General features: G+C 73.2%; 18 protein-coding genes, 1 tRNA gene and 1 pseudogene. 11 read left to right on the forward strand and 9 right to left on the reverse strand.

The genetic code is table 11. From position 1 onward, the window contains the following. The first annotated feature begins 1 nt into the window (after nt 1). The 4 genes from pyk (at nt 2) to JQN72_RS05955 (ending at nt 2,882) form a co-directional block, all read left to right on the forward strand. Nucleotides 2-1,465 (forward strand): pyruvate kinase, encoded by a 1,464-nt coding sequence (gene pyk, locus JQN72_RS05940; protein WP_204134235.1) that lies wholly within the window; start codon nt 2-4, stop codon nt 1,463-1,465. 39 nt (nt 1,466-1,504) lie between these two features. After that, a tRNA-Leu gene (locus JQN72_RS05945) sits at nt 1,505-1,587 on the forward strand. A gap of 1 nt (nt 1,588) precedes the next feature. Continuing rightward, entirely contained in the window at nt 1,589-2,191 is a 603-nt protein-coding gene (locus JQN72_RS05950) for an ANTAR domain-containing response regulator (RefSeq protein ID WP_204134236.1), read from the forward strand. A gap of 127 nt (nt 2,192-2,318) precedes the next feature. After that, nucleotides 2,319-2,882, forward strand: a complete 564-nt coding sequence (locus tag JQN72_RS05955) for a GNAT family N-acetyltransferase (RefSeq protein ID WP_204134237.1) — start codon at nt 2,319-2,321, stop codon at nt 2,880-2,882. Between the two features lie 96 nt (nt 2,883-2,978). On the opposite strand, the gene JQN72_RS05960 is transcribed toward JQN72_RS05955, so the two are convergent. Next, nucleotides 2,979-4,046 (reverse strand): amidohydrolase family protein, encoded by a 1,068-nt coding sequence (locus tag JQN72_RS05960; protein ID WP_204134238.1) that lies wholly within the window; start codon nt 4,044-4,046, stop codon nt 2,979-2,981. Between the two features lie 58 nt (nt 4,047-4,104). On the opposite strand from JQN72_RS05960, the gene JQN72_RS05965 reads away from it, so the two are divergent. Next, nucleotides 4,105-4,587 (forward strand): MarR family winged helix-turn-helix transcriptional regulator, encoded by a 483-nt coding sequence (locus JQN72_RS05965; RefSeq protein WP_204134239.1) that lies wholly within the window; start codon nt 4,105-4,107, stop codon nt 4,585-4,587. An 81-nt stretch (nt 4,588-4,668) separates the two neighbouring features. Here the strand turns inward: JQN72_RS05965 and JQN72_RS05970 are convergent, their stop codons facing one another. The 3 genes from JQN72_RS05970 to JQN72_RS05980 all read right to left on the reverse strand — a co-directional run bounded on the left by JQN72_RS05970 (nt 4,669) and on the right by JQN72_RS05980 (nt 8,363). Next, nucleotides 4,669-6,012: a DUF1501 domain-containing protein gene (locus tag JQN72_RS05970; RefSeq protein ID WP_204134240.1), complete on the reverse strand. Its 1,344-nt coding sequence runs from the start codon at nt 6,010-6,012 to the stop codon at nt 4,669-4,671. An 8-nt stretch (nt 6,013-6,020) separates the two neighbouring features. After that, nucleotides 6,021-7,778, reverse strand: coding sequence for a DUF1800 domain-containing protein (locus JQN72_RS05975; protein WP_204134241.1), 1,758 nt, complete (start codon nt 7,776-7,778; stop codon nt 6,021-6,023). A 153-nt stretch (nt 7,779-7,931) separates the two neighbouring features. Further along, nucleotides 7,932-8,363: a hotdog fold thioesterase gene (locus JQN72_RS05980; RefSeq protein WP_204134242.1), complete on the reverse strand. Its 432-nt coding sequence runs from the start codon at nt 8,361-8,363 to the stop codon at nt 7,932-7,934. On the opposite strand from JQN72_RS05980, the gene polA reads away from it, so the two are divergent. Continuing rightward, complete coding sequence (gene polA / locus JQN72_RS05985; protein ID WP_204134352.1) at nt 8,362-11,061, forward strand: DNA polymerase I; 2,700 nt, start codon at nt 8,362-8,364, stop codon at nt 11,059-11,061. The genes JQN72_RS05980 and polA overlap by 2 nt on opposite strands. Before the next feature lie 3 nt (nt 11,062-11,064). On the opposite strand, the gene JQN72_RS05990 is transcribed toward polA, so the two are convergent. Continuing rightward, complete coding sequence (locus JQN72_RS05990; protein WP_204134243.1) at nt 11,065-12,357, reverse strand: lipopolysaccharide biosynthesis protein; 1,293 nt, start codon at nt 12,355-12,357, stop codon at nt 11,065-11,067. A gap of 51 nt (nt 12,358-12,408) precedes the next feature. On the opposite strand from JQN72_RS05990, the gene JQN72_RS05995 reads away from it, so the two are divergent. Then, nucleotides 12,409-14,004, forward strand: coding sequence for a hypothetical protein (locus JQN72_RS05995; protein WP_204134244.1), 1,596 nt, complete (start codon nt 12,409-12,411; stop codon nt 14,002-14,004). Nucleotides 14,005-14,092: 88 nt separating this feature from the next. After that, a complete protein-coding gene (locus JQN72_RS06000) occupies nt 14,093-14,299 on the forward strand; it encodes a hypothetical protein (RefSeq protein WP_204134245.1) in 207 nt (68 codons plus the stop codon). A gap of 11 nt (nt 14,300-14,310) precedes the next feature. Here the strand turns inward: JQN72_RS06000 and JQN72_RS18685 are convergent, their stop codons facing one another. Further along, complete coding sequence (locus JQN72_RS18685) at nt 14,311-15,441, reverse strand: glycosyltransferase family 4 protein (RefSeq protein ID WP_204134246.1); 1,131 nt, start codon at nt 15,439-15,441, stop codon at nt 14,311-14,313. Nucleotides 15,442-15,472: 31 nt separating this feature from the next. Between JQN72_RS18685 and JQN72_RS06010 the strand changes: the two genes are divergently transcribed. Beyond that, nucleotides 15,473-16,246, forward strand: a complete 774-nt coding sequence (locus tag JQN72_RS06010; protein ID WP_204134247.1) for a methyltransferase domain-containing protein — start codon at nt 15,473-15,475, stop codon at nt 16,244-16,246. After that, nucleotides 16,243-20,388 carry an alpha-(1->3)-arabinofuranosyltransferase family protein gene (locus JQN72_RS18855; RefSeq protein WP_204134248.1) on the forward strand — a complete coding sequence of 1,382 codons (4,146 nt, stop codon included), beginning with the start codon at nt 16,243-16,245 and terminating at the stop codon, nt 20,386-20,388. Before JQN72_RS06010 ends, JQN72_RS18855 begins: the two co-directional genes overlap by 4 nt. Before the next feature lie 56 nt (nt 20,389-20,444). On the opposite strand, the pseudogene JQN72_RS18280 reads toward JQN72_RS18855, so the two are convergent. Both JQN72_RS18280 and JQN72_RS06020 read right to left on the reverse strand, forming a co-directional pair. Continuing rightward, nucleotides 20,445-21,485, reverse strand: a pseudogene (locus tag JQN72_RS18280) (acyltransferase family protein); the annotation flags it as partial. After that, nucleotides 21,482-23,506: a hypothetical protein gene (locus tag JQN72_RS06020; protein ID WP_204134249.1), complete on the reverse strand. Its 2,025-nt coding sequence runs from the start codon at nt 23,504-23,506 to the stop codon at nt 21,482-21,484. The pseudogene JQN72_RS18280 and the gene JQN72_RS06020, both read right to left, overlap by 4 nt. Before the next feature lie 123 nt (nt 23,507-23,629). Between JQN72_RS06020 and JQN72_RS06025 the strand changes: the two genes are divergently transcribed. Next, nucleotides 23,630-24,631, forward strand: a complete 1,002-nt coding sequence (locus JQN72_RS06025) for a DUF3068 domain-containing protein (protein WP_204134250.1) — start codon at nt 23,630-23,632, stop codon at nt 24,629-24,631. A gap of 12 nt (nt 24,632-24,643) precedes the next feature. Here JQN72_RS06025 and JQN72_RS06030 read toward each other — a convergent pair whose 3' ends face one another. Next, nucleotides 24,644-25,444: a methyltransferase domain-containing protein gene (locus JQN72_RS06030; protein ID WP_307812447.1), complete on the reverse strand. Its 801-nt coding sequence runs from the start codon at nt 25,442-25,444 to the stop codon at nt 24,644-24,646. Nucleotides 25,445-25,519: the final 75 nt, after the last annotated feature.

The raw sequence follows: 25,519 nt of genomic DNA on the forward strand, positions 1-25,519 counted from the left end.
CATGCGTCGCGCCAAGATCGTCTGCACCCTGGGCCCTGCCACGTCGTCCGCGGAGAACCTCCGCGAGCTCGTCCGGGCCGGGATGGACGTCGCCCGTCTCAACCTGAGCCACGGGTCGCACGCCGACCACGCGCAGGTCTACTCGGACGTCCGGGCGGCGGGTGACCTCGTGGGGCGCGCGGTAGGTGTCCTCGCGGACCTCCAGGGCCCGAAGATCCGCACAGGGCGCTTCGCCGACGGGCCGATCACGCTCGAGAAGGGCGCCACCTTCACGATCACGACGCGGGACGTGCCGGGCGACCAGGACGAGGTGGGGACGACGTACGACGGCCTGCCGGGTGACGTCAAGCCCGGCGACCGCATCCTCATCGACGACGGGAAGCTCTGCCTCATCGCCACCGAGGTCAGTGAGACCGACGTCGTGTGCCAGGTCCTCGAGGGCGGGCCGCTGAGCAACAACAAGGGCATCAACCTGCCGGGCGTCGCGGTCTCCGTGCCGGCACTGTCCGAGAAGGACGAGGAGGACCTGCGGTGGGCGCTGCGCACGCAGGTCGACATGATCGCGTTGAGCTTCGTCCGGGAGGCCGACGACATCCGCCGGGTCCACGAGATCATGGACGAGGAGGGGCTGCGGCTGCCGGTCATCGCGAAGATCGAGAAGCCCCAGGCGGTCGACAACCTGGACGAGATCATCCGGGCCTTCGACGGCGTCATGGTGGCCCGCGGTGACCTCGGCGTCGAGATGCCGCTCGAGCAGGTGCCGCTCGTCCAGAAGCGCGCCTGCGAGATCGCCCGCCGTCGGGCCAAGCCGGTCATCGTCGCCACCCAGGTGCTCGAGTCGATGATCGCGAACAGCCGGCCGACCCGGGCCGAGGCCTCCGACGCGGCCAACGCGGTCCTCGACGGCGCCGATGCGCTCATGCTGTCGGGGGAGACCAGCGTCGGGAAGCACGCGTTCGCCGCGGTCCGCACGATGGCCTCGATCATCGAGAACACCGAGACCCACGGCCTGCACCGGATCCGTGCGCTCGGCACCCGCCCCAACTCCAAGGGGGGCGCGGTCACGGCCGCGGCCGCCGAGATCGGCGAGCTGCTCGGGGTGAAGTTCCTCATCACCTTCACCGAGAGCGGTGGCAGCCCGAAGCGGCTGGCGCGCGTGCGGCCCCGGATCCCGATGCTCGCGTTCACCCCGAACCAGTCCACCCGCAGCCAGCTGGCCCTCACGTGGGGTGTCGAGACCTTCCTCGTCCCGCAGGTGCGGCACACCGACGAGATGGCGATGCAGGTCGACGAGCTCCTGCTGTCGATCGGCCGGGTGAAGGAGGGCGACAGTGTCGTCATCGTCGCCGGCTCTCCGCCCGGGATCCCGGGCTCGACGAACGCGCTGCGGGTCCACAGGATCGGGGACGCGAAGAACCGCGTGGCACCGGCGTACATGGACGTCGCCGCACACGGACACGGCTGAGAGACGGCAGGAACGCGTCGCTATGCTGACAGCTCCCAGGCCGGGGTGGTGGAACGGCAGACACGGAGCACTCAAAATGCTCTGCCCGCGAGGGCGTGCGGGTTCGAGTCCCGCTCCCGGCACATGAGTGAGAGCGCACCCACCACCGCCGCCCGCAAACGGGTCCTCGTCGCCGAGGACGAGGCGATCATCCGCCTCGACCTCGCGGAGATGCTCCGAGAGGCGGGCTACGACGTCGTCGGCCAGGCCGGCGACGGCGAGCAGGCCGTCGAGATGGCCCGGTCACTGACCCCGGACATCATCATCATGGACGTCAAGATGCCGGTCATGGACGGCCTGACCGCGGCCGAGACGATCGGTGACGAGCGCATCTGCCCCGTCGTCATGCTCACCGCCTTCAGCCAGACCGAGCTCGTCGAGCGGGCCCGTGACGCGGGCGTCATGGCCTACGTCGTCAAGCCGTTCACCGCGAGCGACGTCACGCCGGCCCTCGACATCGCGCTCTCGAGGTGGTCCGAGCTCAAGGCGCTCGAGGACGAGGTCGCCGACCTCGGCGAGCGCCTCGAGACCCGCAAGGCCGTCGACCGCGCCAAGGGTGTGCTCATGAGCAAGCTGAAGATCAGCGAGGCCGACGCCTTCCGGTGGATCCAGAAGACCGCGATGGACCGCCGGATGGGCATGCGCGAGGTCGCCGACGCGGTCATCGCCGGCATGGACAAGGCCTGACCCGACCGGCGTTCGTCGCGGGCGGAAATGGTGGTGCCAACCCCCCTTCCGCGGCCGACGGCCCTGGGCATAGTGTCCGGGGCGTCGGCACCTGGAGCAGTCGGGTGCGTGGAGCAGAGGAGCCGAAGTGGGACGTCGACCCGTCGAGGTCACGCCGGTCGGTGAGGACCTGCAGGTGATCACGGCGCTCTGGCTCGAGTCGCGGATGGACGAGGGGATGCGCCGCGACATCTGTGAGCGCACCATCGCCGACGGCCGTCTCGCGAAGGCGCTGCGGCGGCCCGGAGTCACCGCCTTCGTGGCCCGCTTCGAGGGCACGCCCGTGGGCTACGCCATCACGACGGAGAACCCGTTCGGGCTGAGTCCCACGCCGGAGGTCGCCGTCGAGCAGCTCTTCGTGTGTGCGGAGGCGCGCCGCCACGGCGTGGCCAAGGCACTGCTCACGGCCGTTCTCGGGGCCGCGGAGCGAGCCGGCTGCGACACGGTCGTCTCGAACGTGCCCACCGCGAGCCGGGAGGCCAACCGCTTCTTCGCACGGCTGGGGTTCGGGTCCGCCGTGACCCGCCGGGTCGTCCCCACCGGGGTGCTGCGCCGCCGGCTCACCCCCGAGACCGCCGACACCGGCATCGAGCTCAGCCGCCGCCGGCGCAACCTCAAGCAGCGCGCGTTCGAGCCGTCGCGCTCGGCCTGAGGCGGCCCCGTACGTCGGCCGGGGCGACGTGCCACGAGACGGCCTCGGCAGCGAGTAAGGACTCGTCGTCCCCGCACCGTGCACCGTCGGGTTCGCTCATCGCACACGTTCTCCGGCCAGCCACACGGCGCGGATGCTGCGGGTGCACGCAAGGTCGACGGTGGGGTCGCCGTCGACGAGCAGGAGGTCGGCCCGGCGGCCCGGGGCGATCCGTCCGCGGTCCTCGAGTCCGAAGTGTCGCGCCGGACCAGAGGTGGCCGCGGCCAGGATCTCGGTCGGCGACAGCCCTGCCTCGAGCAAGAGCTGCATCTCGTCATGGAGGGACTCGCCGTGCCGGGGCGCGAAGGGCGTCGCCGGCGCCGAGTTCGAGTCCGTGCCGACGAGCAGTGGAATGCCTGCTGCGTGGAGCTTCGCCACCGTCGCGCGGGCGTGCTCGTACCGCAGCCCGGCGGCGGCATACCGCTCCGCGGTGCCACGCATCATCGTGAGGGTCGGAACGGAGACCATGCCCGCCTCGACCATCCGCTGCACCGTTCGGTCGTCGAGAACCGCGTCCAGGGGAGCATGCGTGCTGACATCCACTCCGGCCGCGATGGCGACATCGAACGCACCCGTCGTGACCGAGTGCGCCACGACGAGGAGCCCCGCTGTGTGAGCGGCGTGGACGATGGCGTCCACCGTCTGCTGGGTCATCCCGGCCGGCGGTGCGGCCTCCGTGACGATCTTGACGTAGTCGGCACCGTCGGCGACCCGCCGGGCGACGAAGGCGCACCCTTCCTCGGGGGTCGTGACGACACCCTCGGCCGGGAACCCGGGGAGCCGGGCGTGGTTGCCTCCGGGCCCGACCGCAGGGATCGTGGCGCTGAAGATCTGAGCGACTCCGGCCTCGGAGCGCGACCGGTCCACGAACTCGGCGGGCCAGGCGGCCATGTCCAGGCCGGTGGTGACGCCCCACCGGACCAGCTGCTCGAGGTCGGGACGGCCGGAGACCGTGTGCATGTGGGCGTCGACGAGACCGGGCAGCAGAGTGCCGCCGGCCGCGTCGACCACCACGTCGGCGGGGCCGGCGTGAGCCACGATGACGGGGCCGTCCATCGCCACCCGGTGTGGCTCGTTCCAGGTCGCCCCGTCGAAGACGCGGGCGTTCTCGATGACAGTGATCACGGATCCTCCTCAGATACCTTTTCCAAAAGGTATCAGGCGGTTCGGCTACGCTCGGCAGGTGGAGGTCGATCGCCGGGAAGAGGCTGTCCGGCTCGCGCAGCACGTCCTACGGACGCACGTGGTCGTGGACCGGCAGGTCGTGGGGACCCTTCGGTCGCACGGTCTGTCCAGGGCCGAGTTCGACGTCCTGGCCGCGCTCGTCGAGTTCGGCGGGGTCGGCGCTCGGCCACGGGCGCTGTCGAGCCGCCTGCTGCTGACGACCGGGGGACTGAGCAACATCTTCCGCCGGCTCCAGCAGGAGGGGCTGATCTCGCGCACCGTGGACCCCGGTGAGCAGGACGCCCGTGGGCGCCTCGTCCGGCTCACCCCCCGGGGCCGTGGTGTGGCTCGCCGCACCGCGCAGGAGGTCGCGGCGGCGATCGCTGCCGTGCTCTCCGAGGCCGACACCCAGGCCGTGCGGGATGCCTCGTCGTCGCTGCACGCCGTCCTGGTCGCGATCGGTGAGGACCAGCCGGTGCATCGCGACGCCGCCCGCGACTGACGCTCCGGGAGAGCCCGGCGTCCTGGAGGCCCGGATCGTGGCCCGCCCAGCACCTCCCGCGCCGGTGGGACCGACAGCCGGTCAGCGGGCCTTGACCAGGCCGAGGCGGGCCGAGGGCAGCCCGGGGAGGACGGTCGACGCCGTGAGGCCACAGCGCTTCTCGAGGATCTCGCCGAGCACGGAGCGGTAGTCGGTCGTGGCCGCGAGGTCCCCCGCGACGAGGGCACCCTCCGACAGGCCGGGCCAGGCGCCGTACACCGTGCCGCCGCGCACCCCGCCACCGAGGACGAACGAGACGTTGCCGTTGCCGTGGTCGAGCCCGCCCGAGCCGTTCTCGGCGAGCCGTCGTCCGAACTCGGAGAGCGTGACGACCGTGACCTTGTCGGCCGCCGACCCGAGGTCGGTCATGAACGCCGCGAGGGCCTTGCCGACGGTGGTCAGCTGGTCCTTCATCCAGCCGCTGTCGCTGCGACCCAGGTCGGCGTGCATGTCCCAGTTGCCGGAGTCGACCGTGACGGCGCGCAGGCCGACGCCCGCCTTGACGAGCCGCGCGGTCTCGCGCAAGGCGTCCCCGAGGTCGCCCTTCGGGTAGCTCGCGCCGTTCGCGGGGGCGTAGCCGGCCGTCTTGAGGGAGCTCGTGGTCTCCAGCGCATCGAGGGTGCTGCGCGCCGGGACCGAGTACACCGGCGGTGCGCCCTCGTACAGGGCGGCCAGGGCCGTGCGCCACCGGGCCAGCTCGGTGTCGTTCCACGTCGCGGCGAGGCTGAAGGAGTCGACGTCGCCGAGGGCTAGCTCTGGGGTGTCGCCGAGGAAGGAGCGAGGCGCGGTGGTCTTGCCGATGGCGCTTCCGGCGAACGGCCCGGGGGTCGTCGTGGCTCCCACCATCCGGTCCAGCCATCCACTGCGCAGCGACGAGCCCGGGGCGGCGCGCTCCATCTCGTCCATGTCGGTGAAGTGCGAGCGGGTCGGGTTCGGCTGACCCACGGCGTGGACGACCGCGAGCTTGCCGGCCCGGTAGAGCGAGTGCAGCGGGGACAGCGCAGGGTGCAGCCCGAAACGGGAGTCCAGCTGGAGCGTGGCGTTCTTCGGGACGGCGATGTTCGGCCGCGCCGAGTAGTACGCGTCCTCGGTGACCGGGACGACGGCGGACAACCCGTCGAACCCACCGCGCAGGGACAGCACGACGAGCGTGTCGCCGGTGTACCCCGCGTCGGCGAAGGTCAGCCGGGTCGTCGCGGCGGCGTCCGGGGCGCCGGCGACCGCGCTGACGGTCGCCGCGGCCGCGCCGAGCGCGGTGGCACCGCCCAGGACCCCGCGGCGGCTCAGCTGCCGTGCGGCGGCGTCGTACTCGGAGCAGCCACAGCCCTGGTGGGTGGGGTCCGGGCCGAGCACGGGCTCGGCAGGGGCGGGGGAGAGGTCGGTCATCGGGGGCCTCAGCGGGTTGCGAACTCAGGAGTGTCGAGGACGAGGGCGACGAGGTAGGGCAGCCGCCACGAGGCCGCCGGGTCGCTGGCCTTGAGCGGCGAGGCCGCGGTCCGCTCGACGAACGCGCAGACGGCGTCGCGCTTGGCGGCCGGGAGGGGCGCGCCGACGAGGCGGGTGGCGAGGGCGTCGACGAGCTGTCCGTGGGTGGCCGGGAGCGTGGCGGGCAGCAGGGAGCGGAGGGGTGGGTAGGTGACCCGGGGAGTGTCCGAGCCCACCTCCCAGCACTGGCTCATGTGCCAGTTCCACGCCGTGAGGACGGCCCCGGCGCCTGCCCACGCCCCGGCGACGTCCGGGTAGCCGTTCGGTGCGGGCCAGCCCATCGGCGCCTGGCCGGCGCGCTTGGCCGTCCACACGAGGCCGCCGAGCCAGTCGGCGGTGTCCGGGCCCGGTCGCACCCCGAGGACCCGCGCGGTCGAGATGATGTTCTCGAGGGGGCGCTTGGTCTTCTTGCCCGCGGAGGCGGCGAACTCCGAGGAGGTGAGCAGGGCGCGGACGACGGGCGCGATCTTCGTGTCGTTGTCGAGGTAGACCTTGGCCAGCCGGTCCACGAGCGAGCTCGGTGGCGTGTCCGACACGAACCGGACGGCCAGCTTGGTCGCGATCCGACGGGCGGTGCGGGGGTGCCGGGCGAGGTGGACGAGGTACGACGTGGCGACGGGCTCGCCGTAGGCCGACGCGTTGCCGTCCGACCAGCCGAGCAGAGATACCGCGCCCCGGTGGTGGCGGATGTGGCGGTACAGGTACTCACCGGACTCGCGCTCGGTCGACAGCCCGGTGAGCACGAGGGCCGAGCGGCGGATGTCGGACTCGGCGTAGCCGCCGTCCACGCCGACGGTGTGCAGCTCGAGGAGCTCTCGGCCGTAGTTCTCGTTGGGGGAGCGCTTGGTCGAGGAGGCGTTGTCGAGCTGGTTGAGCATCGCCGGATGCTTCGCCGACGCGACGAGCATGTCGGCGTACCGGCCGAGGGCGTGCTTGCGGACGACGTCGATGTGGAAGCGGTGCACCGAGTCCCAGGCCTCGCCCCAGGGTGCGGTGACGACGAGGTGGTTGGTCCAGAAGTCGACCATGACCTCGAGCAGCTGACGCTTGGACCACACGGCCCGGGCGACGTAGGCCGCGATGACGTCGACGCCGAGGTCGCCCGTGGAGCTGGGGTGGTACTGGTCGCGGACCTCCCAGGTCTGGAGCTTCAGCCGGGGCCACTCCTTGGCGACGAGCGCGTCGACCTCGGTGTCCGGGACCTTGCTGGACGGGGCGAGCTGGGCGTCGATCCAGGCCGTGGCGCCGGACGCGCGGATGTCCGCGACGAGCTGGGGGGTGGCCCCCCAGCTCGCCCTCGAGGCGACCAGCCGAGCGAGACCCACGCTCGTCGAGGACGTCGGCTGGGCGGTGGGCACGCCCACCGACGCACCGCGCGGGCTCGTGATCCTCGCCGGGATCCACGTCGGGACGGCGGCCCGCGGACGGTAGGCCGCGTCGACGGCCTTGGCGGAGGGTGCCGGGTCCTCGAGCGGGTGGGACGGGTCCGGGACGTTGCTCGCGGGGGGCGGGCCGGCAGCGGTGTCGGTGTCGGCGACCGGGCGGGCATCGGCCGTTGCCCCCGCCGTGCGGAGGGCGACGGTCGCCGATACGGGCGGGTCGTACGGGAGCACGGAGGACAGTGCTGCCAGGAACGACGTGCGTCGTGGAAGGGCCGCGGGACTCACGGCATCGATGCTCCGGGGTAACGGGCCCCGGGACCTCGCCCGTTCAGCCAGATCGGCGCCGACGAAAGGACGGCGAGCCGGACGGCTTGACCGTTCCCTGACCTCCACCAGGGACTCTCTTGACCTCCGCGCCAGGCTCTGCTGAGGTCGGCGTCAGGAACCGGGCGCGCTGTCCCGGACCAGGCAGGTGATGCGTGAGGTGCACGTCCGGCGGCCGTCCTCGTCCGTGACGACGACCTCGTAGCAGACCACCGTACGGCCCAGGCTGATCGGGACGGCGGTCCCGGTGACGTGTCCCGAGCGCGCCGCACGGTGGTGGGTGGCGTTGATGTCGAGACCGACGACCGCCCGCCCCGGGCCGGCGTGCAGCGCCGCGCCGACGGACCCCAGGGTCTCGGCCAGGACCACCGACGCGCCCCCGTGCAGCAGCCCGTAGGGCTGGGTGTTGCCCGCCACCGGCATCGTCGCGACGAGCCGCTCGGCGGAGGCCTCGACGAACTCGATGCCCATCCGTTCCATCAGCGAGTCGGGGTTCAGCTCTCGCATCCGCTGCACCGCTGACAGGAGGTCCGTGCTGTCGGTCATGGTCGTTAGGCTGCCACGCGTGAAGCTCCTCCTCCTCGACGGACACTCGCTGGCCTACCGGGCGTTCTTCGCCCTCCCGGTCGAGAACTTCTCGACGAGCACCGGCCAGAACACCAACGCGGTGTACGGCTTCACGGCGATGCTCATCAACGTCCTGCGGGACGAGGCGCCCACCCACGTCGGCGTCGCGTTCGACGTCTCCCGGCAGACCTTCCGGCTCGAGGAGTACAGCGAGTACAAGGCCGGGAGGTCCAAGACCCCGCCCGAGTTCTCCAGCCAGCTGCCGCTCATGCGCGAGGTGCTCGACGCCCTGCGGATCCGGCACGTCGGCGTGGAGGGCTACGAGGCCGACGACGTCATCGCCACGCTGACGAAGCAGGCCGTCGACGCCGGCGGCGAGGTCGTCGTCTGCACCGGCGACCGCGACGCCTTCCAGCTCGTCACCGAGAAGGTGACGCTGCTGTACCCCGTCCGCGGGGTCTCCGAGGTGTGGCGGATGGACCCGGCGGCGGTCGAGGAGAAGTACCTCGTCCCGCCGGGCCGCTACAGCGACCTCGCCGCGCTCGTCGGGGAGTCCAGCGACAACCTGCCCGGCGTCCCCGGCGTGGGCCCGAAGACGGCGGCGAAGTGGCTCGGGCATTACGGGGACCTGCAGGGCGTCGTCGCCCATGTCGACGAGATCAAGGGCAAGGCGGGCGAGAACCTGCGCACCCACCTCGACGACGTCCTGCGCAACCGGCGGCTCAACCGGCTCGTCGACGACCTCGAGCTCCCGCTCTCGGTCACCGACCTCCAACGCGCGTCGTGGGACCGCGAGGAGGTCCACACCGTCTTCGACGGGCTCGAGTTCCGGGTCCTGCGCGACCGCCTCTTCCAGACCTTCGACGCCCAGTCCGACGAGGTCGAGGGCGGCTTCGAGCTCGACGGCGAGATCCTCGGCGTCGACGACCTCCTGGCCCGGCTCGGCAGTGCGGCCGCGCGGCAGCCGCACGGGCTGGTCGTCGTGGGTCGGTACCGCGCGGGTGAGGGCGAGGCCACCGCCGCCGTGCTGGCCGGCGAGGACGGCAGCACCGCCTACGTCGACCTCGCGGCGCTGACCCCCGAGCAGGAGGGGGCCCTCGCCGCCTGGCTCCAGGACCCGGACGCACCGAAGGTCCTGCACGACGCCAAGCCCCAGGTGCAGGCGCTCTCGACGCGCGGGATGACCGTCCGGGGGGTGGTCAGCGACACCGCGCTGGCGGCCTACCTCGTCCGGCCCGACCAACGCTCCTACGACCTCGAGGACCTCGTCGTGCGCCACCTCGGCCGCGAGCTCACCGCGGACGCCGCCGAGACCGGCGACCAGGGGCGGCAGGGGACGCTCGACTTCGAGACCGACGACGACACCGCCGAGCGCGACGCCATGGTCCGGGCCCGGGCCGTCCTCGAGCTCTCCGGTGTGCTCGCCGAGCGGCTCGAGGAGACCGGTGGCACCGACCTCCTCGCCGGTCTCGAGCTGCCGCTCGTCGACATCCTCGCGGAGATGGAGCGCACCGGGATCGCGGTCGACGAGGACGCCCTCACCGCGCTCGAGGCCGACTTCGCGGGCAAGATGCGCCAGGCGCAGCAGGACGCCTACGACGCGATCGGCCGGGAGGACGTCAACCTCGGGAGCCCCAAGCAGCTCCAGGAGGTGCTCTTCGACCAGCTGGGCATGCCGAAGACCAAGCGCACCAAGACGGGGTACACGACCGACGCCGACGCCCTGGCCGACCTCTTCGTCAAGACCGAGCACCCGTTCCTCGAGGCCCTGCTGCGGCACCGCGACACGAGCCGGCTGCGGGTGACCGTCGAGGGACTCATCAAGTCGGTGGCGCCGGACCGCCGGATCCACACGACCTACCTGCAGACGATCGCCGCGACGGGTCGGCTGTCGTCCACCGACCCCAACCTCCAGAACGTCCCGATCCGCACCGAGGAGGGGCGCCGGATCCGCGAGGTCTTCGTCGTCGGCGAGGGCTACGAGTCGCTGATGAGCGCCGACTACAGCCAGATCGAGATGCGGATCATGGCCCACCTCTCCGGCGACGAGGGGCTCATCGAGGCGTTCCGCACCGGTGAGGACCTCCACCGCTTCGTCGGGGCCCGGGTCTTCGGGGTCGAGCCGGAGGACGTCACGCTCGAGATGCGCAGCAAGGTCAAGGCGATGAGCTACGGGCTCGCGTACGGGCTGTCCGCGTTCGGGCTGTCCAAGCAGCTGACGATCGGCACGGGTGAGGCACAGGGCCTCATGGACGAGTACTTCGCCCGGTTCGGCGGGGTGCGCGACTACCTCCAGGAGGTCGTGGCCGAGGCTCGCGCCACGGGGTACACGGCGACGATGCTCGGCCGGCGCCGCTACCTGCCGGACCTCATGAGCGACAACCGGCAGCGCCGCGAGGGAGCCGAGCGGATGGCCCTCAACGCCCCGATCCAGGGGTCGGCGGCGGACATCATCAAGCTGGCGATGAAGGGAGTCGACCGCGCCCTGCGCGAGGCCGGCGCGAGCAGCCGGATGCTCCTCCAGGTGCACGACGAGCTCGTCCTCGAGGTCGCACCGGGCGAGCGGGAGGACGTCGAGGCGCTGGTCCGCCGGGAGATGGGCTCGGCGGTCGAGCTGGACGTGCCGCTCGACGTCAGCGTGGGCGCCGGCCGGTCCTGGCACGACGCCGCGCACTGAGCGTCACCCCGTGCTGCGGCCCTCGGTGCCGGGCTCCGGTGGCTCGGCCCCCTCGGCCGCGGCCAGGGCATCCGCGAGGGCGTCGTCCGCCTCGGGCGCGACGACCGGCTCGTCGGTCCAGGTGACGGCGAGCAGCACGGCGAGGAGCGTGACGTCCACGGCGAGCACGACGAGCAGCAGGGTGTGCCGGTCGTCCACGGCCACCAGCCCGGCGGCCACGGCCGCCAGCGCGCCCCACACCCAGGCCACGGCCGACCGGTGCCCGCGCGCCAGCGCGGTCTGGACCAGCAGCTGCACCATCGCCGTGACCGTCCCGAGCACGGCGAACAGCCACAGGTCTCCGCGCACCGCGGCGTAGGCGGGGCCGCCGACGAAGGCCAGGGCGCCACCGGGCAGGGCCAGCACCCCGAGGACCGCGGCGAGGCCGATCCCCAGCACGACGAGGAGGCCGAGGTGGTGCAGGTGACGGCCTCCCGCACGACGGGCGAGCGTGGGGTACGCGAGCACCGTCACGAAGGTCGGGAGGAACAACACGGCCTTGGTGACGATGATCCCGGCGGCGTACAGCCCGGAGTCCTCCGTCGGCAGGATGGCCCGCGCTGCGAAGACGTCGACCTGGGTCAGAGTGAAGAAGGCGAGCAGGGTGTGCGAGTCGTGCAGCACCTCGCGGAGCACTCCGGCCCGGTCGCCGCCGGCCGTCGCCCCCGGGGCGTCGACGAGCACGAGCCCGACGGCGACCGGCACGAGGGCCCCGAGAGCCACCCCCACCATCGCGCCGAGGGCCGACGGCCACAGCCACAGGACGGCCCCGCCGACGAGCGCCCGCCCGAGCCCCAGGGACAGGCTGACCACGGCGAAGCGGCGCCACTCATGCCGCCCCTGCGCCAGTCCGAGCCGGACACCGGTGACGGTGAGCGCCGCGGCGGTCACCGCGACCGTGGCCGCCGTGAGCCACGACTCCAGGCGGAACGCCAGTGTCGCGACCGGGGAGAGGGCGAGGCACAGGACGCCGAGGAGCAGGGCCGCGCGATGGCCCGCGGCGACGAGGGGCCCGGGGTCGGCGTCCGGACCGGCCACTGCCACCCGTCGGGCGGTGGTGGCCTGGACACCGAGTGCAAGCACGTTGACGACGACGACGACGCCCATGAGGGCCGCGACCACCGAGTACTCGGACGGGCCCAGCCGCCGAGCGGCGAGGAGCGTGAAGGCGTAGGCCGCGACGTTCATCGCCGTCATGCCGAGGGCCACGAGGCCTGCTCCGCGGGCGAGGGCCCCCCGTCCCGTTGGCGTCGACACGCGGTCAGGCTACGGCCTGGCGGGCGCACACCGGGTCACTAGGCTGACTCGGTGACCAGCCCGGCCCCGCCGTCAGCCGAGCACAGCCGACATGGCGCTGGAGCCGCCGGTGCGGTCGTGGCCATGGTGTCGGCGTTCTGGGTGCTCCGCGGGACCTGGGGGAGCGGGCAGTACCTCGTACGGGACTTCGTCGCGGTCCCCGACCCGGCCCTCCCGCGCGGCCTCCTCCCGGACACCGCGAGCGCGCTGCGGGCCTGGCCCCTCGACGGTGTCACCTGGGCGCTGGCGCTCGTCATCCCGACCGGTGTGCAGCAGGCGGTGATGCTCGTGGCCGCGCTCGTCCTCGCGGGCAGCGGCGCGGGTCTGCTCGTCGCCCGCCACGGGGCCGCTGCGTCGGCCGCGACCAGCGGGCTGGCCGTGTGGAACCCGTACGTCACCGAGCGGCTGCTGCTCGGGCAACCACCCACCCTCCTGGGCTACGCGGTCATGCCGTGGGTGCTGCTCGCGGCGCGCTCACGCGCCCCGCTGCGCAGACGGCTCGTTCTCGTGCTGCTGGCGGCCGCGCCGGCGGTCCTCACACCCTGGGGCGGTGTGGTCGCCGGGCTGACGGCGGTGCTGGGCACCCTCAGCCGCGAGGACCGGCGTCCGCGGGACGTGGCCGCGACCGGGGTCCTGGCCGCCGCCTGGTGCCTGCCGTGGGTCGTGCCCGCGCTGGTGGTGGGGGGTGTGCGGGCGGACCCGCTGGGGGCCGTCGCCTTCGCCCTGGCGGATGACACCGGGCTCGGGACCTGGCTGTCGGCGCTCTTCGGTGGAGGGGTCTGGGGTACTGCCGCGCGTCCGAGGTCGCGGGAGGACCCGCTGGTCCTCGTCGCCTCCACCTCGGTCCTCCTGCTCGCCGGAGCCGGAGCGGCCCTGGTGCGGCGGGACGTCGGCCGGCGGTGGTGGGTCGTGGCCGTCGCCACCGCGCTGCTGCCGGCGACGCTCCTGACCCTGCTGTCAGGCCCTGCGCTGGAGGTCTCGACGGTTGCCCAGGACATCCCGGGGGTCGCGCTCCTGCGCGACCAGCACCGCCTGCTCGCGCCGGGCGTGCTCGGGGTGGCCGTGCTGTGTGGGCTCGCCGTGGGAGCCGTCGGGCGACGGGCGGGTCAGGCGTCGGGAGTCGTCCTCGGCGTGCTGGCGATGGTTCTGGCGGTGGGGTCCGTGCCGGACCTCCCGAGGTCGGTACGGGCGGCGTACCGACCCATGCCCTACCCGGCGGACTGGCAGCGGATGACGTCGGCCGTCGAGGACCTTCCGGGCGATCCCGTCGTCGCCTCGTTCCCGTGGCAGAGCTTCCGCCGTCCCGACTGGGCGGGAGGACAGGTGTTCCTCGACCCCCTCCCGCGCGCGCTGACGGCCGAGGTGCGGACCGACACCGCCCTGGCCGTGCGCCGCGACGGTGTCCTCGTCGAGGTCGACCCCGGTGATGCCACGGATGCCGCCTGGCGCCGTGGTCGGGTGACCGCGGACTCGCTGCACGAGCGCGGGGTCACCCATGTCGTCGAGTGGCTGGGGACCCCGGGGGAGCTCCCGGACGACCGGCGGGGGTGGGTCGAGGTGATCGCCACGGCCCACTTCCGGGTCTGGGACGTCACGTCGGCGCGGTGACCCGGTGGCCGCGCCGCGTGGTGGCGCCATCCCGCGCTCGGACGTTGTACCATTCGGTAACAATCCTCGAGGAAGGCCCCGGACAGCGATGACTGCGATCCCCGCCGGTGGTGGCCGTGCAGGCCGCCGCGCCGGCCTCACCCTGCTCCTGCTGAGCCTCCTGCTCGGTCTGGGGGTCGCCTTCGCGGCAGCGGCCGTCATCGTCTCCTCGAACGGCCCGGGCGACTCCTCGGCCGTCTCCGACGGGCCGAACGACCCCCTGCCGGCCGGCCAGCTGCTGGGCTACGGCGGCTGACCGTCAGGTTCTCAGCCGTTCGTCGCCGCGGGTGACGTGCGGCCCGACACGACCTCCGTCAGCAGGTCCTCCCAGCTGCGCACCGTCGCCTCCCACGTGTACCCGAGGGCGTGGTGTGCTGCCTCGCGGCCCAGCCGCTCTCGCTCGGTGCCGTCCGTGAGGAGCCGCTCGGTCGTCTCGGTCAGCTCGTCGAGGTCGTCGACCAGCACTCCGGTCTCACCGTCGTGAATGGACTCCGCCAGGCCTCCCGCCTGCCGGTAGGCGACGGTCGGCGTCCGGTGCGCGGCGGCCTCGACGACGCTGAGCCCCCATCCCTCCTTGACGCTCGGTGCGAGCGCCAGCCACGCGGCGGCGAGCTCCCGGTGCTTGGTGTCGTCGTCGACGAACCCGAGGAGGTCGACCCGCTCCGAGACGCCGAGCCGGTGGGCCTCCTCGCGCACCTCGTCCATCCACCATCCGTGGCCGACGACGCGCAGCCGCAGCTCGGGCCACCTGGGGGCCAGGGCGGCGACGACGGCCAAGGCGTGCTCGACCCGCTTGTGCGGGACGACCCTGCCGAGGACGACGAGCCGAGGCTCGGGGGAGCGGGGGAGGCCGGTGTGCCTCGGCGGTTCGGTGCCGTTGCGGATGACGGCGACGGTCGACGGGTCGACGCCGAGCTCGGCGAGCTCGGTGCGGGTGACGTCGGAGACGGCCACGTACTGGTGCCCGCGCAGCGTCCTGGGGGCGACCTGCGACTCGAGGAACCACCCCACGCGAGCGGCCACCGGCCCCAGTGCGATGGGCCACTGCTCGCGGTGGACGTGGTGGACGAGGACGACCACGGGAGCACGGGTCGCGAGAGGGGTCCAGAAGGGGACACCGTTCTGGGTGTCCACGACGACGTCGAACCGTCCGCCGGCCCGCTCGAGGGCCGCGAGGCGGCGCAGCGACGCCGGGTACACGGTGAGCCGACCCCCCTGGCGGTACATCCGGATGCCGTCCCGCTGCTCCACGGCCGCCGAGCCGGGGTGGCGTGCACACAGCAGCGTGACGTCGTGTCCGCGGGCCGCGAGACCCGCGCACACCGTCTCGGCGTACTTCTCGGCACCCCCACCCTCGGGGTGTGTAGAGTCGCGCCAGTTCACGAAGGCAATGCGCACCGTGTGCTCTTTCCAGATCGACCGGAGCGGGATGTTATCGCAGCACACGCCGCCCGGCGGCCAGGTCCGGGACCGGCCGACACTGCGCCGCTCCGTCGGGCTCTTCCGGGCCTTCCGCGTCGAGCAGACCGACCCGGGCCGCTTCTACGGCGCACTCGCCGACGACTCCGTCGCGATGCTCTCCCGCTGGACCGAGCTGACGGACCGTACGGTCCTCGACGTCGGCGGGGGCCCCGGGTACTTCGCCGATGCGTTCGCGGCCGCCGGAGCCCGCTACGCCGGGGTCGAGCCGGACGCCGGTGAGCTCACCGCCCGGGGCGCGGCGGCCGGCAACACCGTACGGGGCTCCGGGCTGTCCCTGCCGTTCGCGGACGGGTCGGTCGACGTGGCGTTCTCGAGCAACGTGCTCGAGCACGTGCCGGACCCCCGCCGGATGGCCGGCGAGATGGTCCGGGTCACCCAACCGGGCGGTCTCGTGGTCATCTCCTGGACGCCCTGGCTCTCCCCGTGGGGCGGTCACGAGACCTCCCCGTGGCACTACCTCGGGGGCCACCGCGCGGCCGACCGCTACGAGCGGCGGCACGGGCGCCGGCCCAAGAACGACCTGGGCCGCACGCTCTTCCGCTGCCCGGTGGGGCCCATGGTCCGGTGGGCGAGGGCGGCCGAGGCAGCGGGCCTGGTCGCCGTCGTCGACGTCCTCCCGCGCTACCACCCGTGGTGGGCCCAGTGGGTGGTCGACGTGCCCGGCCTGCGCGAGGTGGTGTCGTGGAACGCCGTGGTGGTCCTGCGCCGGGCCGAGCGGTGACGACCCGGACGGACGTGGCGGAGCACGAGAACGCGGTGTGGCGGGTCCGCCTGCTCGCCGGGGTCGTCCTCCTCACCGCCCTGGCCCTGCGTCAGTCGCCCGGCCTCACCGTCCCCGACACCAAGCTGGACCTCACGGCCGACCCGTGGGGCTTCCTCGGCCGGGCGCTGCACGTCTGGGACCCGCACGGCGCATTCGGGCAGCTGCAGAACCAGGCGTACGGGTACCTGTTCCCGGTCGGCCCGTTCCACGGCCTCCTCGTGTCGGCCGGCGTCCCGGACTGGCTGGTCCAGCGTCTGTGGTGGGCGGTCGTCATGTCGGTCGCCTTCCTCGGGCTCTGGCGCCTGGCCGGCGCGCTCGGCGTCGGCACCCCCGGGGCGAGGTACCTCGCTGCCCTCGTCTTCGCCGTGAGCCCACGCATGGTGTCCGAGGTGGCCGTCACCTCCGTCGAGGTGTGGCCGTACGCCGTCGCGCCCTGGGTGCTCGTGCCGCTCGTGGACCCGCGTCGCCTCCCGTGGCGCCGCAGGGTCCTCCGCTCGGCACTCGCGGTGACCGTGGCCGGTGGGGTGAACGCGGTCGCCACCGGGGCCGTCCTGGTCCTGCCGACCGTCTGGTTCCTGACCCGCCGTCCCGCCCGAGCGGCCCTCGTCCGGTTCGGGACGTGGCTCGGCGTGGTCGTCATGGCCTCGCTCTGGTGGCTCGTCCCGCTGGTCGTCCTCGGCCGCCACAGCCCGCCGTTCCTCGACTGGATCGAGGACGCGGGAGTCACGACGTCCTTCGCCGGTCCGTTCGAGGCGCTCCGGGGCACGACGACCTGGCTGTCCTGGCTGAGAGGCCCCGGGGGACCGAGCTGGCCGGCCGGCTGGGAGTACGTGACGTCCCCCGCCCTGGTCGCCGCGACGACCGCCGTCGCGGTCGCGGGACTGGTCGGCCTCCGACGGGTCCCGGAGGACCACCGCCGTTTCCTGGGGGCGGGCCTGCTCGTGGGGCTGCTGCTCGTGACCCTCGGACACACGGGGACGGCGCCCTCACCGGCCGCCGGATGGGTCCAGGACCTCCTCGACGGCCCGTTCGCGGCCCTGCGCAACACCCACAAGTTCGAGCTCGTCGTCCGGGTCCCGCTGGCCCTGGGGCTCGCTGAGACCGCGGCCGTCCTCGCGCGACACCTGCGCGGGTGGGGGCTGCGTCCCTGGTTGCCTCCCCTCGTCGCGGGGTCGGTCGTCGCGATACTCGCGGCCCCGGCGGTTGCTGCGGGCATGGCGAGACCGGAAGGTCGGATCGGGATCCCCGACTACTGGTACGAGGCCGCGCGGTGGCTCGACGCCCGTCCCGAGCCGGGGACCGTCCTCGTCGTCCCGGCGGCGTCCTTCGCCGACCACGTCTGGGGCTCGACGAAGGACGAGCCGCTCCAGGCACTGCTCGACCGGCCGTTCGCCGTCCGCGATGCCGTGCCCCTCGGGTCGGCCGGCGCGACTCGGTGGCTCGACCTCGTCGAGCGACGGCTGCAGGCGGGCGACGGGGATGACACGCTCCGGTCCGCCCTGGCTCGTGCGGGGGTCCGCTTCGTCGTCGTGCGCAACGACCTGCGGGCGGACGTCGTCGACTCCGGCGGAGGCCAGGGGTTGTTCGTGCACGAGGCGCTGACCGACAGCGGCCTCGCGAGGGTCGCCGAGTTCGGCCCCCCGGCCGGACCGCCGCCCGGCGTGGAGCCGGAGGGTCCGGCGCACACCACGGACCAGCGGACGCATCTGCCGTATCCGTCCGTGGAGGTCTACGAGGTCGAGGGCGCGGCCGAGGGCACGGTCGTACCGGCCGACAGGGTCGTGCACGTCGTCGGAGGTGCCGAGGACGTCCCCGACGCGCTCGCGGCGGTGCCGGGTGCCGCGGCCGCCGTGGTCGGGACCGACGTCGGCACCGTTCCCGACCCCCTGGGAGGACGGATGCCCCGGGTCGTCACCGACGGCAACCTCGACACGGAGGTCTTCTTCGGTCGGCCGAGCGACAACCGGTCACAGGTGCTCGCTCCCGGCGACCCGCGACGCACCGGCCGTTCCGTCGACGAGTACGTCGCGGACCCGGCCGGCCCGCAGACGCGGCGGCAGTGGACGGGGGGCACGGTCCGGGTGTCCTCGTCCGCGTCGGACGCGCCCGCGACCCTCCGGATCGGGCCCGGCGCAGGGCCTCAGGCGCTCGTCGACGGAGACCCCGCCACGGCCTGGGTGTCGGGGACGTACGGCGCAGGCGTGGGGGAGTGGGTGGAGGTCCGCCTCGACGAGCCGGTGGTGGAGGACGCCGTGACGCTCACCCTCCAGGCCCCTCCCCGTCGGGTCTCCGCGCCGCGGGAGGTGCGGGTGGACACCGACGCCGGGACGACCACGGCGCGGCTGGTCGACACCACGGCCCCTCAGCGTGTGCCACTGGCGCCCGGCCCGGTCCGCACCATCCGCATCACCGTGACCGAGACGGACGACGGGACCGGCAGCGGTGTCGCGATCGCCGAGCTGGACGTCCCGGGTGTCGACCTCGGGTCGACCCTCGTCGTGCCACCCGTGACGGGTCCGGCCGACGCCCTCGTCCTGCGTCGGCCGGACGAGGGGCGGTCCGCGTGCGCGTGGGTCGTCGACCGCCCGCTGTGCACCAGCAACACCGAGAAACCGGCCGAGGACGAGGGTGGCCTGCGCCGTGACCTGGATCTCGCGGCGCCCCTCACGGGCGCGATGACGGGCACGGTCGCCGCACGGCCGGGACCGTCCCTCGAGCGGCTCCTCGACGGCGTGACCGCCATCGAGGCCGAGGCGAGCAGCCGAGCGACCGCCGAGCCCGCGGGACGCCCCGCGGCGGCGGCGGACGGTGACCTCGGCACGGGATGGGTCGCCTCGCCCGCCGACGAGGACCCCACACTCACGTTGCGGCTCCCACGGCCCACCCGCATCGAGCGGCTGCAGCTGCTGCGCGACGAGTACCTTGCCGCGTCCCGACCGTCGGTCGTCGGTGTGTCCGTGGACGGTGGGCCCGAACGCCGGACCGAGGTGGACGACGAGGGGTTCGTGGAGGTCGACGGTGCGGCCGCTCGTACGGTGCGGCTGCACGTCCTCGAGGTCGACCCGCTGCGCTCCACGGATGCGGTGAGCGAGTTCGAGCAGGTCCTTCCGGTGGGGATCTCGGAGGTCGTCGTGCCGGGCGTCGACCCCACGGGGCCGCTCGCGGTCGGTTCGCGGACCGGTGCCGAGTGCGGTTTCGGCCCGGACCTCGTCGTCGGTGACCGCAGCCTCCCGACGCGTGTGGAGGGGACCGTGGCGGACGTCCTCCGCGGTGCACCGCTGCGTTGGTCCACCTGTGGGGACGCAGACGTTCGCCTTCCCGCGGGTCCGGTGCGCCTGGAGGCGCGGTCGAGCGGGGAGTTCACCCCGCGGTCCCTCACGGTCGAGGCCGACACCGCCGCTGTGGGACCGGGGGTCCGGGCGGCTCGCGGGGTCCGGGTCGAGCGCCCCGACCCCGCACACCTCACGGCGACGGTCGACGCCGGGGAGTCGGGTGCCGTCCTCGTCGTCCACCAGAACCACGACGCGGCGTGGACGGCGACCGGACCGGACGGGTCCCGGCTCGAACCGGTCCGGGTCGACGGTTGGCAGCAGGGGTGGGTGCTTCCCCCCGGTGCCCGGGGCGAGGTCGTCGCCCGGTATGAGCCGGACGTCCCGTACCGGTGGGGCCTGGGGCTGGGGGCCGTCCTGGCCCTGCTCGTCCTGGTCCTGGCGTGGGTGCCGGGTGGCCGTCCGGAGCCGGCGATGACCGCGCAGGCCCCTGCAGCGGCAGCGTGGAACGGGTTCGTGGCGGGAACGGTCGTGCTGCTGAGCGGCGCGGTCGGGGCGGTGGCGGTGGTCGCCGGCCTCGTGGCGCGCGGCGTGTCGGCGCGCACGGCCTCCGTCGTCGCCGGGACGGCGGGTGTGCTCGCCGCGGTCCTCGTCTCCGCCGCTCCGTCGTGGCCGGAAGCACGCGCGGGGGTGGACGACGGACTCGTTCAGCTGCTGGTGCTCGTGGCCGTCGTTGCCGCGTCGGGAGCCGGGTGGTCCGTGCCCCGTGCCCTCGAAGCCGTCCGCTCTCCTCGGCGCCCGCGCCGCATCAACGGCCGCTCCAAGAGGTAGTAGCTGAGGGTCGCCACGCCGACGCTGAGGACGACGGTCGGCAGCCACAGCCGCAGGAAGCCGCCGGTGAAGATCTCGTAGTCCAGTGCCTGCTCGACGAGCTCGAGGACGACGAGGTGGTAGCAGAAGACGCCGTAGGAGACATCACCGAGGAACCTCCCCGTCCGACCGCCGAGCCGTCGGACTGCTGTGGGCTCGACACCGCCGACCCGGGCTACGGCAGGGAGGACGACGAGCAGCCCGAGGGCCGCGTAGAGCAGGCTCTTCGTCGCTGCTTGCCCCGGGGAGGGCTGCAGCAGCGAGTAGGGCCCGGCCGCGGGCGACACCGCCACCAGGTAGACGGCCACGGCCAGGCCCCAGACGGTGCCGGGGCGCGCCGCCACGGCGTCGACCCAGGATTCGCGCAGCAGCCCTGCCTCACGCGCCACCTGCCAGAGGGCGAGTGTCATGCCCGCGCCGAACCAGCCGATGTAGCCCGGCAGCCAGACCCCTTGCTTTCCACCGGCGTCCACGGTCAGGGCCATCCACCCCGCACCCACGAGCGGGGTGGTCGCCAGCAGGGCCAGGCGGGTGAGGACAGCGCCACGGCTCACCCGCCCCCGGGTCGCCGCCCAGCCGAGGACCGGGAGCAGGAGGTAGAACGCCCCTTCCGTCGCGAGGCTCCACATCTGGGTCAGACCGTAGGCCGGTGGGACGTCTCCGTAGATGTGGGTGAGGGTGGCGTGGCGGACCAGTGTCCTCACCGAGGCGGTCGACGGCTCGAGCAGGAGGCCTGCCGTGACCACCGCGACCCAGAGGGGAGGAGCGATGCGTAGGAAACGGTGCCACAGGTAGCGACGGGTCGACGTCGCGGGTTCCTCCTGCGCCACCCAGGACCGGACGTGCGGGCGGAACAGGAGGAACCCCGAGATGACGAAGAACACGGCGACGCCGGAGTCCATCCGGGAGAGGACACCGGCGACCGGCGAGCTGAGCGAGTCGCCGGTCTCGAAGCCGACGTGGGTCGTGAGGACCAGCAGCGCCCCGAGAGCCCGGACGCCGTCGAGACCGCGGAACCGGCGACCTCCGGGGACCGCCCCGGTGGCGACGGCGGTCATGCGGTGGCCGGGGTGCCCACCTGCACCCCACCGACGCACACCACGACCCCGGGCGGGAGGTCCTCGATCACGACCTCGTCGCCCGACCCCACGAGGGGTACATAGAACTCACCCAGTCCTTCGGACAGGTCGACGACGCGGCTCGCGTCCCCGAGACGTACCGTCGCCGTCGTCTTCCGGTTCGCGAGATACCCGACGTGCACCGTCCAGTCCCAGGGGTAGGCGTCGGTGCTGATCGGCACCGTCACCGCCCCGTCGTCAGACACCCAGCCACACGTTCCCTCCGTTGGGGGCGGCGACGCCGCACCTTCGACGCGCATCGGCTGGAAGCGACCGGACGAGTCGAGGAAGTACGGGTAGGTCCACTGGGTGCGTCGGCTCAGGTCGGCACGGCGCTCGGCGTCGACGACCGGGGCGACGAACCGGGCCACCCGGTCGTACTCACCGAACAGTGGGCCCACGACGTCGACGGGGAGGGGGGTGTCGTAGATCTGTGCCTCGGGCGGCAGGGTCCTCGCGGAGAGGTGGACCTGCTCGACGAAACCCCGGTACGGGTTGCGCGCCACGATGGAGCCGTACGTCGTGGTCGCGTGCACGGCGAGGACGACCACCGAGGCGAGCATCGGCACGCCCAGCGCCACCCAGCCGTGGGACTCCGTCCTCATCCAGTGCGACCAGCGCGATCCCCTCCAGGGGTCCCACTCGCCACGCAGCGGCGTCACGGCAGCTCCCACCGCGATCACCAGTGGTATCGCCGCGTCGGCGACGTAGCGGGTCTCGAGCCCGAGGTCCGCGCCACCGAGCCCGACCCGGCCGACGGACACCGCCGCCAACGACCCGCCGACGTAGACCAGGGCCGCCAGCCAGTGCCGCGCGGCACGGCGCCGCACGATGAGCGACACGAGGACGAAACCGACTCCGATCGCCACGGCCACGAGGTCGAACGCGACCGGGGACTGGGTCAGGGCGTTCCCATAGCCGACGGGGGCCCATCCCCACGGACCGCCGAGGAAGGAGGGCACGAGGGTGCGTGTGACACTCGTCCAGAGGAAGCGGGCGCCCTCCACGCCCGTGGGCAGGACCGTCTCCTCGCGTACCGAGGACGATGCCGAGAGGTACGCCGTGGTGTACACCGCCGCCAGCAGCCCGTAGACGACCCAGGCGAAGCGGGCGCGGACGAGCAGGCGGAGCAGCCCTCCTCCGGACGGGCCGGTCGCGGGGGAGACCGCAACAGTCAGGGCGACGAGGTACGGGAGTGCCACGAGGGTCTTCTCGAAGGAGAGGAACCCGAGTACCAGCCAGCACGCCGCGGCCAGGACGTCCTTGCGTCGTCCGTGCCGGACGAACCGGACGTGGTGGAGCGCCGTCCCCGCGACCGACGCCATGAGGGGGAGCGTGATGATGGCGGCCGACAGCCAGGTGGTGCCAGGAACGGTGAGCGGTGTCGCGCAGAGCAGTACGAGCGGGACCAGGGTGCGCCCGCGCCGTCCGAACAGCTCGCACAGGAGCCTCCAGGACAGGAGGAGGACGACGAGGAGGCCGCCGACCATGACGGCGGACGCGGCCGCCCAGCTCCACGGGGCAGCGTGGGTGAGGAGCCACACGACGGCGAATCCCAGGGGCTCGGCGTGGCCGGTGTGCACGCGGAACAGGTAGTCCAGCGAGAAGGGTGCCTCGGCGGCGCGGGAGAACAGCATGTAGTCGTCGGTGACGAAGTACGCGCCGTCGAGCACCACGACCCGCAGGGCCAGGGTCAGGAGGATGACGACCGCCGCGGCGCTGCCGACGGGGTCGCGGCGGCGATGCTCCCAGACCGTTGCGACCACCGTGGCGACCGTGCTGCGCCCGCGGGTGTCCGCCGCCCTGTCGTCGTCCGGCGGGGACTCGGGGGACTGGCTCGTCCCACCTGTGCGGTGGGCTTCCCTCTGCTGCGGCCCGGGAGTCTTCTTGGCTCCGCCGGACGAGCCCTGCTTGCGGCCACGCCCCTTGCGCTTCTTGGTGCGCCTCTTGGTCGCTGACACGCTCGTCGTGGTCCTCGGTCGGTTCGTGTGGACGGGTGCCCGAAGAGTACCTGCGGCGAGCCGTGCGGACCGGGCGCTACTCGCTGGTAGTGTCCAGCCAACTACTCGCAAAGGAGCGTGGCAATGCGTCGGGTCCTGGGCGCCGTCCTGGTCATCATGGGGGCGCTTTTTCTCGGCTTCGGCGTTCTTGCCAAGCCCTACCTGTACGACCGCCTGGCCGTCGTCCCGCTCGACCAGGACTCCACCTCCGTGTCGGAGGGCACCGACATGGACGTCCTGTGGGCCCACGAGGACGAGGACGGCCAGGGGAAGATCGACAAGCTCACCGGGGTGCGGGTCGTGAGCACCCGCCAGATCCGGGGAATTCCCGGTGAGGTCGAGAACCTCGGGCTGCAGGACGACGACGCGTTCTGGCAGACCACCGTCCGCTCCCAGGCCGAGGTCGACGGTCGTCTGGTCGACCTCAGCTACAGCGACGCGGGGGTGTCGGTCGACCGGCGCACCGGCGCCGCCACGAACTGCTGCGGCGACTACGCCTCGGCCGGCGACCTCGACGACCCGGACAAGATCGAGCCGCGCACCTACGAGGGCCAGTACTTCAAGTTCCCGTTCGACACCAAGCAGCAGGAGTACCTGTGGTGGGACTCGGGTGTCCAGCGGGCCGACCCGATCCGGTTCGTCGAGGAGGACGAGATCGACGGCACCCGCGTGTACGTGTTCCGCCAGATCGTGGGGCCCGAGCGCATCGACGCCCGCGAGGTGCCGGGCAGCCTGTTCAGCGCGTCCGAGACCGGCAACGTGGCCGCCGACGTCATGTACTCGAACACCCGCACCCTCTGGGTCGAGCCGGTCACCGGCGTGGTCATCGACGGCAACGAGGAGGTCTCGCTCACGTACGAGGCCGAGGGCCTCGACCCGGTGGCTCGCACGGTCGGGACTATCGGCTTCAACGCGGACACCGTGGCGAACAACGCCGCGACGTGGGGTGCCAAGGCCCGGCTGCTGTCGTTCATCGAGAACTGGCTGACGCTCGTCGGCGTCGCGCTCGGTGTGCTGTTCATCGTCGGCGGCGCGGCCCTGCTGCTCATGAGGTCGGCGTCGACCCGGGAGGACGTCTACGCCTGACCGGGGTCGTGCTCAGCCCGGTCGCACCGCGACCACGACGAGCGTTCCCGGTACCAGGCGCCCGCGCAGCGGGGACCATCCGCCCCACTCCGCGGTGTTCCGCTCCGGCCACTCGGGCTCGACGAGGTCCAGCACGTGCAGCCCCGCCGCGACGACCTGGCGGACGAGGTCCCCGACGGTGCGGTGGTGCTCGGCGTACGTGACGACCCCCGCCTCCGACTCGACGTACGGCGTCCGGTCGAAGTAGGAGGACGTCACCGTGAGCCCGGCCTCGCCCGGCACGTCGGGGAAGGCCCACCGCAGCGGGTGCGACGTCGAGAAGACGACGCGCCCGCCCGGGCGGAGCACCCGCGCAGCCTCGTCGAGCACCGCCTGGCTGTCGGCGACGAACGGGACGACCCCGTACGACGTGAAGACGCGGTCCACGGAGGCGTCGGCGAGCGGCAGCCGGCCGCCGTCGCACTGAAGGAGCGGGACCGCGGCAGGGCCCGACCCGGCGTCGATCCGCTGCGCCGTGCGCAGCATCCCGCGCGAGAGGTCCGAGGCGACGACGGCGACGTCGTGGTGGCGCGTCAGCCAACGCGAGCACTGGGCGGCGCCGGCACCGATCTCGAGGACGCGCATCCCGTCCTCGACCGCGAGCAGCCCGAGCTCGTCCTCCGTGTGACCCTCCGGGCCCCAGACGAAGCCCGCGTCACCGAGGAACGCGCCGTGCTCGGTGTAGTACTCGTCGGCCTCGGTGTCCCACCAGGACCGGTTCGCGGCGCGTGTCTCGGTGTCGCCGGCGGGGCGCCGAGCGGCCTCGGGGCTCACCGCGGCCGGACCGTCGGGAGGGCCGCACCACCAGGATTGGCCTGCACGAGGACGCGCCGGTAGGCTAGTGCAGTA

The organism is Phycicoccus sp. CSK15P-2 (assembly GCF_016888005.1).
GTDB lineage: Bacteria > Actinomycetota > Actinomycetes > Actinomycetales > Dermatophilaceae > Phycicoccus.